Here is a 13,763-nt window from a genome sequence, read left to right as displayed (position 1 = left end):
GTGTTTTCAAAATTTGTTGATAGCTTGTATTCGTCACCTTTGCGCAAGCGCATCAATACAAGGAGGTAATAATGCACGAGACAGTCAAAGAAGATCTTTTAAAAGAAGATTCACTTTTGGCTACATCTGTGTGGAGCGCGATGCTAGCTGGTAACCGTAAGTTTGCAGAAGGCTCATTAAATTGTGATGGACTTAGTGAAGAAACGAGATTATCTCTTATTGAAGGTCAGCATCCTGGAGCTGTTGTTCTTTCCTGTGCTGACTCGCGCGTTGCTCCAGAATTTGTGTTCGGTGCCGGTTTAGGTGATATTTTTTCTGTTCGCACTGCAGGCGAAGTGCTTGATGATGCTGTAATTGCATCTTTAGAATACGCTGTAAGCGATTTGGGAGTAAAAGTGCTTGTTGTGCTTGGGCATGAGCATTGCGGTGCAGTACAAGCCGTTTTGCCGAATGTGCAAAAGCTGGTTTCTAAATACGGCGAAGATGAAACAAGCGAAATAATTGAGTCTAGCGAGTCAATATTGCTTCGTTCTTTAGGTCCTGCTGCACTTGCTGGTATTGAAGAAGAATTAAACACGGATGATATTGAACGAATCCATGTATCTAATATTCTTGCTGAAATATGTAATAAATCTCAAACTATTCGTGAATCTGCTTTTAATGATAACCTCATGCTAGTTGGTGCTAGGTATAGAATGAAGGATGGTTTGGTAGAGGTTCTTTCATGCTAAGTAGCATGTAGTCACATTTTTAACAGAATTATTAATACGTTGTTAGGTTACAAATATGAATCAATCATCTAAAGGTACGCTTGGTGCGAATTCTGCAAATTCTGCTAATTCTGCGAACTATCTTTTCTTGCTTGTTGGAGCTCCTTTAGTAGCTTTTATTATTGCAGCTGCTCCTGCTTTACAGGGGAGACATCCTTGGTTTCTAATTGATACAACAATTCGAGGTGTTTCCGGTTTGTTGCTACAAGCGATACCTTTTACTCTCATAGGTGTGCTTGTTTCTGCTGCAGTAGAAACTTGGGTAACTGCTGATTTTATTGAGAAACATGCTCCAAAATCTACGGCAAACGGTTTTTTGGCTGCCATATTGGCTGGCGTTTGCGTGCCTGTTTGTGATTGTGTAGTAGTTCCAACGTTTTCTCGTTTAGTTGCAAGAAAACTACCATTACCGTGCGCCATAACTTTTCTATGTGCAGTTCCTGTTGTAAATCCAGTATCTGTATTAGCAACATTTTATGCGTTCTCTGACGCCCCAGCTGTTGCTATTATGCGTATTGCTCTAGGTGTTGGTATTGCATTACTGGTTGGATTAAGTTTTGTTATATTCCCTTCAAAAACCAATATTTTGCGTAAGAAAATTTTAGTAGAAAATAAATCTTCTTTACATTGTTCTTGCGAATTGAATAACGAAAGTAATCTCACAAAAAATAATATTGAAAAGCATAGTATTTCTGCGCAAATTCGCAAATATGTGCAGCATATACATCAGGATTTAATAAAATTAATTCCAATTATTGTATGTGGAACTATAGTTGCTTCTGTAATTCGCGCATGGCTCGGAGCTGATCCTGCTTCTCGCGTACAAGTGAGTAATGTGTTAATTGCTATTCCTGTAATGATGGCTATTGCGTACGCAAGCTCTCTATGCTCCAGCTCAGATGCTGTAATTGCAAGAAGTTTAGCAACATCATTGCCTATGTCGTCGGTGCTAGTATTTCTGCTGTTTGGTCCTATGCTTGATTTAAAGAATACGCTTATGCTCGTTGAGGATTGCCGTGGTAAATTTGTGTGGCGCTTAACATTAACTATTGCTTTTGCGTGCTTCCTAGCGTCATTATTAGCTCACTGGGCTTGGGGGTTCATCGCATGAAAAAACAAAAATGTGTTGAGCATAATGCTTGTAAAAAAATCACTTTAGCTCAATTGGTAGAAGCTATTTTATTGCTATTTTTTGCAGTCATAATTGCGGAAGTTACTTTAAGCGGTCAATATACGCTTTTTACTACGCCTAGAGCATATTATTATTTGTTAATTACTGCTATTTTGCTATTTATTCTGTCTATATGCGCTGCGATTGGATGGTTTTCTGTTTCTTCGCGCGATGTTTGGCGTATGCTTGTAGCTTTCGTTGTTCCTGCGCTACTTATTATTGTTCCTTTGCGTTACGCTCAAAATATTAGTGTAGATGGATTCGACCAGTATGCTGGTGGTCGTGCTATTGCTATTCGTAGCCAAAATTATCCTTTGTCGGGATTGTATGAAAAGTCTCGTGAGATAGCAGTTGATGATGATGATTTTGGCTCCTGGTATGACGAAATCGATCATAATGCTGCAAAATATGATGGATACACGATTACTCTTACAGGTTTTGTTAGCAGAGATTCTACGTTGAATGCAAATCAATTTAGGGTATCTCGTCAGCTTATGTCATGCTGTATTCTCGACATGTCTCCGTTTGGATTAGTTGCCGAAAAATCAAATATTGGCGAAATTCAAGATCATGAATGGGTGCGTGTTCGTGCACGTGTTTCTAGAGGCAATATTGGCATTCCTGGATATCAGCATCCTGGAGTTGTGCTGCACGTTATATCAATGCAAACAGCTCAAGCTCCAACTGGATATTTTTATCGCCCATAAATAATTTATCTTCGTTAATGGTGATAATTATTTTAGAATTGTTGATATCGCATAGAAGTAAACTAAGATAACAAGTATGGCGATTGGTTTTAATATTCTACTCATTATGATTTTTTTGCTATTTGGTTCCGTATTTGCGGCAACCGAATTAGCTTTAGTGAGCTTGAGAAGTTCGCAAATTGATCGCATGGAATTGCAGGATGCGCGTGGCGCTAGAGTTGCAAAAATTGCCCGCGATCCCAACACTTTTCTATCTGCTCTACAAATTGGAGTAACTCTTTCTGGCTTTCTTTCCGCATCGTTTGGTGAGTCTGCTTTAGCTCCGTATGTTGTGCCGGTTGTATGTTCATGGGGTGTTTCTTCGCACGTTGCTGGCCCACTTACAACAATCTTCCTAACTCTTGTTATTTCTTACTGTTCTATTGTTATTTCTGAATTAGTTCCGAAACGTATTGCTATGCAGCGTGCTGAGCAGATTGCGCGATCGGTTGTGCCGGCAGTAGATATTTTCTCAAAGATTTGCAAGCCTTTAATTTGGCTTATTGGAAAGAATACGAACGGTTTTGTGCGCATTCTTGGCTTTGATCCTAATGAGAAGGAAAGCGAAGTTTCTGACGAAGAATTGCGCGTGCTTGTTAATAGCAATAAGCGTTTAAGTCAGGATGAGCGCAATATTTTGGATGACGTGTTTGATGCTTCGGAAACTATTGTTGCTGAAGTGATGCGTCCTCGTGCTGATGTTGAGTTTTTGGATGGTTCATTGAGCCTTGAAGAAGCTGCCGCGAAAATTCGTGAGCTTCCGTATTCTCGCTACCCTGTTATTGGCAAAGATTTTGATGATGTTATAGGTTTTGTGCATGTTCGCGATTTGCTAGATGTGCGTGATCCAAATGCAAAAACTGTTGCAGATGTAACTCGCGAAGGAATTAGTCTTCCTGGAACTTCCAAACTATTGCCGAGCCTGGAACTTCTTCGTAAACGTGGTATTCATTTGGCTGTTGTCATCGATGAATATGGTGGAACTGACGGTATTGTTACGCTCGAGGACATGACAGAAGAGCTAGTTGGAGATATTCGCGATGAATATGATTTGCCTGGTGAAACTGAGCAAAATAATGTGAATAAAACAACTGCTTTTGTAAATGGTGTTGCAAAAATTGATGGCGGTATGACCATTGAAGATTTTGCTGACATTACCGGCATTGAGCTTGAAGACGGTCCGTATGAGACTGTTGCAGGCTACTTTTTAGCGCATACTGGTTCAATGGGAAGTGTTGGAGCTGTTTTGCATGATGCGGATGGTTACGATATGACTGTGACTGCGGTTGATGGTAGGCGTATTGCGACGATTGAAGTGCGTCGCCGCGCGTAGTTTAAGCCATAGCAGTAGAATAATAACGGTATTAACAAACCTAAGGAAGGATAGAACATGGCTTTGTTGCATATTTTGCCAGGTCTCGACGAAGCGGCCAGTGAAAAGGCTGTTGCCATTTTACAGAATCGTTTAAGCCACGAGCAGGAAGCTGCTTTGGTGCTTAAGCATGCGCATTGGAATGTTACTGGTTCAGATTTTATTGCAGTGCATGAAATGCTTGATCCACAGGTTGCTGAAGTTTTGGCGCAGGCGGATGAAACTGCTGAGCGAATTGCAACTTTGGGTGGTTCTCCACTTGGACGTGCTGATGATGTTGTTGCTGCTCGTACATGGAAGCGTTTTGCTTTGACTGGTCGCAAGTCCACAAAGGAGTATTTGCAAGCGCTTATTGAATACTATAACGATATGATTGCAGACGATCGCAAAGCTATCGCGGAGCTTGATGAGCTTGATTTAGTTAGCTCAAATATTATTCAAGATCATGTTCAACAGTTGGAAAAGTTCCAGTGGTTCATGCGCAGTCATCTTGATTAATTAACCTCTGTTTAATTTTTTTGATTCAAACCGCAACATGCTATTTTCTTTTTTATGGCGTGTTGCGGTTTGACATTTTCTGTGTCTGTGCTAATGTAACTACTTGTATGTTTTAGGCGTACGAGTTGGGCCCGTAGCTCAGGTGGTTAGAGCGCATCCCTGATAAGGATGAGGTCGGAGGTTCAAGTCCTCCCGGGCCCACGGAATTGAGTGATTATTTCATTCAATACCGAATGGGGCTATGGCGCAGCTGGTAGCGCATCTGCTTTGCAAGCAGAGGGTCAGGAGTTCGAGTCTCCTTAGCTCCACGAACAGGGTTCTGATTGATTTTTCAATCAGAACTTTTTTTATTTATTAATTTATTTTTTTGGATTTGTTTTGGTTTTGCATTATTTAAGCTTGTGTTTATGAGAATGTTTCTCATCAAGGCTTCATGGTATATTAAAGAGACAAATAAATAATTAAAAGTCATTGTTAATTCCAAAATTGGGATTAACCAAAAATCAACATAAGTATCTTTACGCCGTGTATTGAGTGCGCTATTTAGGTTGCGCTCAGTGGGTTAACAAGGCGTGAAATCGTGTGTTAGCAGCGTTTTAAGCGTAGTTAACCTGATCAGCGTAAGGAAAGTGTATGCGTAAACTTTTAGCATATTGCCGTCGTGCACCACAATTAACAGTCGTAATTCTTGCTTTTCCGTTTATTGCGCCTTTGTACTCGTATAATTTGCCTATATTAGCTACTTTCTGTGAGCAAATTTCTAATTTTTCGCAGCAAATCTTTGATTTTTTAAAAATTAATTGCAGTATTTCCATAAGTATTAGTCTTGGCAAAACTATTATCGCTATTCTCGTTTTATATACGAGCGTTATTTCTTTGCGTAATATGATTAAACATTTACTGCATGGAACTTTAGGTATTGATCTACTTGCTTTTGTTGCATTGCTTACAACACTTTGTATTGGTGAGTTCTGGGCAAGTTATTTGATTGTTGTAATGGTTTGGACTGGAGAAGCTATAGAAGATTTTGCGCATATGAAAGCTCAGCGCAATCTATCTCTTTTAGTAAGCGCAGCTCCAAAAACTGCTCACCTTATGACTTTGCCAGGTATTGAGCATGGTATGAATAATAATCAAGCAAATGATGAATCATACGAACCGCCATGTTTGAGTGAAAATCAGTGCAAGCCTAGCTCGTGTGTTCTGTGCCAGCATGCTGAATTTAGAAAAGTAGATGCCGCTAATTCTAAGCAATCTAATAGTAGCGAGCAAAATAGCGAAAGTAATTGCGAAAATAATGACTTGCAAAATTGCAACTGTAAACAAAATAATTGCCCATTTTTGCAAGCATCTACAGACAACGAAATCTCCTCAAATTTGCAGCGTTACGCTACAGTTCCTGTTGATGAGCTAAAGATAGGAAACGTAATTATTGTGCTTCCTGGCGAAACAGTGCCAGTTGACGGTGAATTATTAAGCGGTTCTGCAATTTTAGACACAAGTACTATTAACGGAGAATCTGTTCCTAGAGAAGTCTATGCGGGAGCTGCAGTGCTTTCAGGCTGTGTAAACGGTGGAGTTGTGCTTATTATGCGCGTAACAAAGCTGTCTAAAAACTCGCAGTATCAGAAAATCATGCAGCTTGTTGAGTCTGCTAGGTCTTCTAAAGCTGCAGTAGTTAGATTTGCAGACATGCTATCTGTGCCGTTTACAGTATTATCTTTTGCGATTGCAGGTCTTGCTTGGAGCTTTTCTGGCGACGCATTGCGATTTGCGCAAGTATTGGTTCTAGCAACCCCATGTCCTCTGCTTATTGCAGTTCCAGTTGCTTGCATGGCTGGTACTGGGCGTTTAGCAAAACTTGGAATTGTTGTTAAAAGTCAGGATGTGCTTGAGCAATTAAGTCGTGTAACAGACGTATTTTTTGACAAAACCGGCACGCTAACTGTAAAACAGCCGCAAGTTGTAAACGTAGACGTAATCGATACTACGCAGAAAGCTGATCGAATTGTGATGCTCGCAGGTGTGCTAGAAACGTATTCTCAGCATATTCTCGCTGGAGGTATAGCAAAAGCAGGTTCAGTTTTGTGGGAGCACACGCATCCATCTTCAACTCCGCAATTGCCTAGCGTTAGAGAGTATCCAGTAGTGCATAGTGTGAAGGAAACTGCAGGTCAGGGTATTCAAGGCGTTGTAGATGGTGTTTTGGTGCGCGTTGGGCGTAGAAAGTATGTTACTGAGCAAGATGATATTAATAAACAGGTCATGAATCATATTGCGACACAACATATTGCGGCACAACATGTAGTCAGTGCGCTCGCTGCAGACGAAATGGCAACCTATGTTTCCTTTGACGGAGTGCTAGTTGGTCGGATTGTGTTAAAAGACGTGCCTCGCGATAACGCGAAATCAACTATTGACGCATTGCGTACGCTTGGTGCGTGCTCAATATCTATTCTTACTGGAGATAGTTTGCAAGCTGCAACAACAATTGGTAAAAGCGTTGGAATTGACACAATATATGCAGATTTGCTTCCGCAAGATAAATTAGCGTATGTAAAAAAGCACAATTACAATGCAGCCAAAAGTAAGAAAGATTCGACTGTAACAATGATGGTTGGAGACGGTGTAAACGATGCTCCAGTGCTTGCGGCTGCAGATATTGGCGTGGCGGTAACGGATGGCACAGATACGGCAGCATCTGAATGTGCTCAGTTAGTTATTATGAACAACGATATTTCTTCCGTTGCAAGCGCAATAAGAGTAGCAAAACATACTAAACGCGTTATGGTTCAGTCAGTATTGATGGGCATTGGATTGGCAATTATAAGTATGATTTTTGCGGCTTTCGGTTTTATTCCAGCAGTTATTGGTGCAATGATGCAAGAAGCAATTGATGTTGTTGCTATTATGTGGGCTTTAACAGCATTGTGCGAACGAAAATAAAAATATTTTTGGCAATATTTTTTACGATATTCATTACGACACCTTTAATAATATTCGTTTGAGCATTTTATTTATTTGAGCATGTTGTAAGACGAAGTAATGCGCTAGTCTAATTATGAAAGCATACGAGTTAGCTGCAAACGGTAACAGCTCAAGCTTGTACGTAACTTATTTTTGGCGAAGAATTACATATAAACGCTTTACAGTTACGCTGCTGAGTGGATTGAGGCAACCTATGCTTGTAGGCCGTGCTAAATAGCGCGAAAACGGCGAAAAGTGCCGTATAATACAGCTCAATATGGGGATAATAATGGAAAAAAATAATTTAAACGAAAATGTTTCACAAGAAACATCTCAACTGCGTATTGCTGTAATAGGAGCAGGCCCTGCAGGAGTGTATTCTTCCGATATCTTCTTACGCCAGATTGCAAAGCGTGGAGAAGAATTGGGATTAGGCTCTAGCGCTCGCATCGATCTTTTTGAAAAATTGCCAGTGCCTTTTGGATTAGTGCGTTACGGAGTAGCTCCTGACCATCCAAGTATCAAATTTATTGCGGATGCGCTTGAAAAGACGCTTGATAATCCAAATATTCATCTTTATGCAAATGTTGAATTTGGTAAGGATATTGCATTAGAAGATTTATTGGAACGCTACGATGCTGTGCTATTTGCAACCGGCGCTGTGAAAGATAGGCCTCTTCGAGGAGTTCCAGGCGCCGATTTAGACGGAGTGTACGGAGCTGCAAAATTCGTAGAATGGTACGACGGATACCCAACTAGCAATCGAGAATGGCCGCTCGAAGCTAAGGAAGTAGCTGTTATTGGCGGCGGAAATGTGGCAATGGATGTTGCTCGTGAGCTTTTACGAGATCCTGATTATTTGCGCGCGCATACGGATATTCCAGACGACGTGTATGAGGGATTGCAAAAAAATAAAACCCAAACCTTGCATTTATTTATTCGTCGTGGAGTTGCCCAAGCAAAATTCTCTGTTCAAGAATTGCGCGAAATGGAAAAGTTATCCGGAGTGCAAATTGTTATTAATGAGGATGATTTTGAACTTGACGATGAGACGATAGAAGTTGCAGGTAACGATAAGCTCACGCGTCAAATGGTTGAGGAACTTTTTGCGATTCGAGACATGGCAGAAGATATGGAAGATGGCGGAAACGTTGATTTTGAGGGGAATCCAGCCGACAAACGCTATATTATCCACTTCAACTGTGCGCCGGTAGAAATTCTTGGTGAAGATGGGCGTGTGAAAGCAATACGAGTTGAGCGAACTGTAACAAGCGCGGATGGCACAATGACTCGCACAGGTGAATTTGAAGATTACGCTGTGCAAGCTGTTTACCATGCCATTGGCTACCATCCTGCAGAAGTTACAGGAATTGCTTACGACGAAAAGCGTACTTTGCTTGCAAATATTGATGGACGCTTAGTGACGTCTGTAGAAAATGGCGAAGTCCGTGAGCGATTGTATGCAACTGGCTGGGCTAAGCGTGGGCCGGTAGGATTAATCGGCTCTACAAAATCTGATGCTCTTTTGATTGTTAATAATATGCTTGAAGATTTATCTAAAGCTGGCAATGCTGGGCGAATCGCACCTGATCGTGATGAAAATTCTATAGATAAATTATTGGCAGAAAAGGGCATTAAACCAATTGATTACGCCGGTTGGAAGCGAGTTGACTCTTATGAGCGTGAGCTTGGAGCCAATGAGCAGAGAACTCGAAAGAAAGTTGTTTCAGCGTCTGAACTTGTAAATATTGCTTTAGGTAGCAAATAATGCCCTAAATAAACTGAAAATATTACTTAGTATTTAAGTTTGTAGTTAGTAAATACGCAGTATATATTCAGAAAAATTTAAGTTCGCATTATTAAGATAGATCATATGTTGAAAGGCTTGAGAATACACTATGGCAGCTTAAAAGCCGCACTATTTTTTGTTGTTGTGTGGCTTTTTCTTGCCTTATGTTGGGTTCTTGCTGGCTCGCATCTGTCATCACTAATATGGTTCATTATTCCTGGTATTGCATTTAGTGTTTTTGCTTATTGGTGCTCAAGTAAGCTTGCGATTATTGCTATGCGTGCTACAGAGGTTAGTGAAGAAGAAGAGCCTGTGCTCTACGCAATGGTTAGAGATTTATCTGCTCGAATTGGTAAACCTATGCCGCGAGTAATGGTTTCTCCCTACGAAAGTCCTAATGCTTTTGCAACCGGTAGAAGTGAGCGTCATGCAAGCATATGTTGTACTCGTGGTTTGATTAATATCCTTAACGAGCGCGAGTTACGTAGTGTTATTGGTCATGAATTAACTCATATTTATAATCATGATATTCTCGCTTCTTCGCTGGCTACTGCTACAGCAACAGTATTAACGTACGTTGGTTCTTGGCTTGTTTATGTTGGTGATACATATCGTCGTGATATTCGCAAGTATTGCAAATTTATTGGTAAGTTTTTAAATATTTTATTCGCTCCTATTGCTTCTGTTATTATCAATGCAATTATTCCTGGTTCGCGTGAATTTGACGCAGATAAGGGAAGTAGTGAAATTACTGGAGATTTTGCTGCGCTTGCTTCCGCACTTAATAAAATTACCTACGGCATGCAGCTTCACGAGATGAAATCTACTGCTGGATTGCAGGCTGTTGCTTCTTTGATGATTATTTGCCCATGGAATAATAACGCTCCTGCGCTTGTGCGTTTGTGTACTGCACGTCCTACTGTTCAGGATAGGATTGGGCGTCTAATGAGCATTGCTGCATGAATATTTTGTTTGTTGAACTTGCTTGTCTTGTTTATTGAGTTCATAAACTGATTCCTAAATATTGAAGCGGTAAGCTGTGCATGATACCCTTAGATGGTTGTTGAAACTAGTTTGCTTTTAGTTACAGCATGCGGATGTAGTTCATCGGTAGAATGGAAGCTTCCCAAGCTTCAGAGGCGGGTTCGACTCCCGTCATCCGCTCCATTCAGATTGTAAAATTGTATAAGTTGTAGTTTTTGTACATTGGATGTATAAAAACTACAACTTACGCTTAGTTAAACTTTCTTTTTCTTGCAATTGTCACAATTGTGCTAGCAAACAGCATCAATGCAACGCTAAGTACAATTGGAATTATTTGTATTCCAGTACGAGGGAGTGCATTATTGGCTATTGTGGATTGTTTGTGTAAATGGGGGTCTTTCTTTACTAAAGTATTCGTCCACGCAACTTGTTTACCGTTTTCGTCAATAAGGACAATCGTATGATTGCCTTTATAGTCTTCCGGGATAACTACGTCGAATACAATCCTGCCATATTCATTAATGTGAACTGTTACATATTTCATTCCATTTGCGCTATAAAGAAGTTTAGGGTTGGAATATATGTAGGCATAAGCTTTTACTGCTTTTTCTAGTTGTAATCTGCGCATGAATTCTGATGTTGCATTTACTGTAACAGTGATATGGTTATTTTTTCCCGCATAAGCAATGTTATTATTCCCGACGGTGAGAGTGTTGCACAACGCTGGAAGTAAATCTGCAATACTCTTTGGTGCTGATGGAATCTGTTGCTGTAATGTGTGTGATTCTGAGTTTGCGTTAAGCTCTATGTGGTTTTCGCGCATAGAATCGTTACTAACTGCAGGAGTTTGTAGAGTTTTGGAAGGATGCGTTGGTCCGGGAAATCCCATGCTTGGAATTTCCTTATGGTCTTGATCGAACTTATTAGTCTGTGGGGTTGTGCTATTTGCAGACTTATCAGGTTCGCCATTGCTAGAGTGCTCACTGTTGCCAGAATGAGATTCTGGTGTTGGTGGAACAGGTTGTGGCTCTGGTTTAGGCGCAGGTTTTGGCGGAACGGGTGTTGGATTCACTGGGTTTGGTTTCGGCTGCAGAGGCACTGCAGGTTGTTGATCAGGCGTCGGTGTCGGCGTAGGCGAAGGCGTTGGTGGAACAGGTGTCGGAGGTACGGGAGTTGGTGTTGGAGCTGGTGTCGCTGGTGTTAGCTCGGTCCATGGTGTTGATTTCTTTGCAGGAATTAACACGGCCCACGTAATACTCTTTTTAGCTGGGTTTAGTGGTGTTGCTGGAATGATTTCTACAACGTGAGCTTTAAGAGTTACTTTCTGTTTTGCTTTGTTTGCAAAGGTTATTTCTACGATAAATGTTGTTTCTCCAGTGTTTGTTGTGTTTGGTTGTTTTACAACCTGTACTGTGCTGTTTTCTGGTAAGTTTTTTAAGTATGGTTTGAAGTCGAAATTATCGGGGATTTTATTGTCTTTTTTGACTTCTATTTTCTTGCCAGGTTCAGCAGTAACATTTGGAATCGGAGTAATGGTTTTGCCTGGTATGAGTTTTTTAGCTGGGTTTAGTGGTGTTGCTGGAATGATTTCTACAACGTGAGCTTTAAGAGTTACTTTCTGTTTTGCTTTGTTTGCAAAGGTTATTTCTACGATAAATGTTGTTTCTCCAGTGTTTGTTGTGTTTGGTTGTTTTACAACTTGTACTGTGCTGTTTTCTGGTAAGTTTTTTAAGTATGGTTTGAAGTCGAAATTATCGGGGATTTTATTGTCTTTTTTGACTTCTATTTTCTTGCCAGGTTCAGCAGTAACATTTGGAAGTTCCTCGATATTAGCCAATCGCTTATGAATAATTATTGGAACTATAATAGTTTTTACTGAATTATCAGATAATGCAAGTAATATTTTACCTTCGTATTTTCCACTTTTAGAAGTGTTAATAGAAGTTTTATCTGTAATATCTGTAATGGTAGATCCTTGCGGTCTGTCTGATGCATTAAGAAGATAATCTGTTACTTTTGGTAACTTATCGTTTTCAAAAATGTCTATGTTTTCAATTTTAGGTTCGAAAGATTGTTCGTCAGTTTTAATAACTGGTTCGTTAACTAATCCGTCGAGTGCAGCAATTTTGCGACCGGTTCCTTCAATTTTATTGCGTTCGCCAACTGTGAATCCTTCGAAACTATCCATTCTAGGCTCAAAGTAACTACGAGATCCGTGACCTTCTCCAGATCTTCCTATGCTTATTGCGCCGTTAAGGTTTCCTATTGGTCCTATTACTTTATCATTATCAACCTTGTAATGAACAGCATAACCCTCTTTTGTTAATTGATCGCCAAAATCAGATGTTTCCCAAAGCCATTTGTTGAATATATTACCTTTGATCCTCGGAGCGTTAAAAGTATAGGCCTTTGTAATCCATTGGTAATTTTTTTGTTTAGCGTAAATTAAAGCACGTTGAGATAAATAACCTCCGAGAGAATGCCCTGTTATATATAAATTAGTAGCAAGTTTTTCTCTATTGATTTTATCCATCACATTGTTTACATCTAAAGCTTGGCTCGGGTTTAATCCAATTGCTAGTTTAATGTCATTAGTAAAATCTCCGCCGCTTTCAGTTCCTCGGATTGCAAGAACTTGCACGCCGTTTTGCTCAATAAATGGGTATGCAGGATTTACATTTTCAAAAAGAATAGCATCAAATCCGCTTCCAAAGTGGTATGTTTCTTTGACTTTCCAGAATGGCGCAAGCTCGTTATGCATAAGCTTGTATTCGTTGCGATTTTTGTAAATTTTAGTGAGCGGTTTTGAGTAGTCAAGTACTTCTTTGACGTAGCTGTCTTCCCTATACACAAGCTCCATAAAAAGAGCCATGTCTCGGGGGCTAATATCCCACCTGCGAGGATTGTTATCGTTTTTGTCATCTAACCCGTCGCCGTCGGTGTCCTTAATAAGTGGATGCGAATTATATCCGTAATATGTGCGTCCGTTTTTTACGTAAGTGTAAAGCTCTTCGCTGTTCTTCAGACCGTCGCCATCGCTATCTTGATCTGGATCTAGCGCGGCTTTATGGTAAAGCAAAGAATCAATCTGATTATTTTCCAAACGAATTCGACCAGTAGAAATGTCGTGAGCAGTTTGTGCAGTCAAAGGAGTGTGAATTGGTGATGTTTCTTCTGCAACTGCGGTTGTTGCTAACGAAGGTACGTAAATCAGAGATGAAACAATCAAACCAAAAGCTAATACAATTCCACTAATTGTGTGAATGGTACTTACTTTTCTCATACTGCTATTCCTTACTTTTTGTACAGACTTCTACTTTATTTTGAAAATATTTTTGCGAGCAGCACAACAGATTTAGCTCAACGTGTTGATTTTATCAGATTTAACAACTTCATAAAATTGTATCTAGTTGAATCAGATAATTTTAATAAGTACCAAAAGTTAATACTTAAGCTTATGCGGTGT

The 13,763-nt window shown here is 40.1% G+C and carries 9 protein-coding genes and 3 tRNA genes; 11 read left to right on the top strand and 1 reads right to left on the bottom strand.

Going from position 1 to position 13,763, the window contains the following annotated elements; genetic code table 11:
- The first annotated feature begins 71 nt into the window (after positions 1 to 71).
- The 11 genes from HXT47_RS00305 (at position 72) to HXT47_RS00255 (ending at position 10,480) form a co-directional block, all read left to right on the top strand.
- Complete coding sequence (locus HXT47_RS00305) at positions 72 to 731, top strand: carbonic anhydrase (protein ID WP_004106136.1); 660 nt, start codon at positions 72 to 74, stop codon at positions 729 to 731.
- A 55-nt stretch (positions 732 to 786) separates the two neighbouring features.
- Positions 787 to 1,881, top strand: coding sequence for a permease (locus HXT47_RS00300; RefSeq protein ID WP_112928828.1), 1,095 nt, complete (start codon positions 787 to 789; stop codon positions 1,879 to 1,881).
- A complete protein-coding gene (locus HXT47_RS00295; protein ID WP_004106138.1) occupies positions 1,878 to 2,648 on the top strand; it encodes a TIGR03943 family putative permease subunit in 771 nt (256 codons plus the stop codon). Before HXT47_RS00300 ends, HXT47_RS00295 begins: the two co-directional genes overlap by 4 nt.
- A gap of 76 nt (positions 2,649 to 2,724) precedes the next feature.
- Positions 2,725 to 4,020 (top strand): hemolysin family protein, encoded by a 1,296-nt coding sequence (locus HXT47_RS00290; protein WP_064340211.1) that lies wholly within the window; start codon positions 2,725 to 2,727, stop codon positions 4,018 to 4,020.
- 57 nt (positions 4,021 to 4,077) lie between these two features.
- Positions 4,078 to 4,557 (top strand): Dps family protein, encoded by a 480-nt coding sequence (locus HXT47_RS00285; RefSeq protein ID WP_004106140.1) that lies wholly within the window; start codon positions 4,078 to 4,080, stop codon positions 4,555 to 4,557.
- A 127-nt stretch (positions 4,558 to 4,684) separates the two neighbouring features.
- Positions 4,685 to 4,758 (top strand) — tRNA-Ile (locus HXT47_RS00280).
- Between the two features lie 34 nt (positions 4,759 to 4,792).
- Positions 4,793 to 4,865 (top strand) — tRNA-Ala (locus HXT47_RS00275).
- Between the two features lie 325 nt (positions 4,866 to 5,190).
- On the top strand, positions 5,191 to 7,503 hold the full coding sequence (locus HXT47_RS00270; protein WP_415688436.1) for a heavy metal translocating P-type ATPase: 2,313 nt from the start codon (positions 5,191 to 5,193) through the stop codon (positions 7,501 to 7,503).
- A gap of 310 nt (positions 7,504 to 7,813) precedes the next feature.
- Positions 7,814 to 9,292, top strand: a complete 1,479-nt coding sequence (locus HXT47_RS00265) for an FAD-dependent oxidoreductase (protein ID WP_116442538.1) — start codon at positions 7,814 to 7,816, stop codon at positions 9,290 to 9,292.
- 105 nt (positions 9,293 to 9,397) lie between these two features.
- Positions 9,398 to 10,276 carry a M48 family metalloprotease gene (locus HXT47_RS00260; RefSeq protein WP_004106145.1) on the top strand — a complete coding sequence of 293 codons (879 nt, stop codon included), beginning with the start codon at positions 9,398 to 9,400 and terminating at the stop codon, positions 10,274 to 10,276.
- 130 nt (positions 10,277 to 10,406) lie between these two features.
- Positions 10,407 to 10,480: transfer RNA gene (locus tag HXT47_RS00255), tRNA-Gly, on the top strand.
- 67 nt (positions 10,481 to 10,547) lie between these two features.
- On the opposite strand, the gene HXT47_RS00250 is transcribed toward HXT47_RS00255, so the two are convergent.
- Positions 10,548 to 13,580: a Rib/alpha-like domain-containing protein gene (locus HXT47_RS00250; protein ID WP_421777063.1), complete on the bottom strand. Its 3,033-nt coding sequence runs from the start codon at positions 13,578 to 13,580 to the stop codon at positions 10,548 to 10,550.
- Between the last annotated feature and the right edge of the window lie 183 nt (positions 13,581 to 13,763).

Source organism: Gardnerella sp. DNF01205, from assembly GCF_049244135.1.
Lineage (GTDB): Bacteria > Actinomycetota > Actinomycetes > Actinomycetales > Bifidobacteriaceae > Bifidobacterium > Bifidobacterium leopoldii.
The sequence above is the reverse complement of the archived record's forward strand: the minus strand, read 5'-3'. Positions and strand labels throughout refer to the sequence as shown.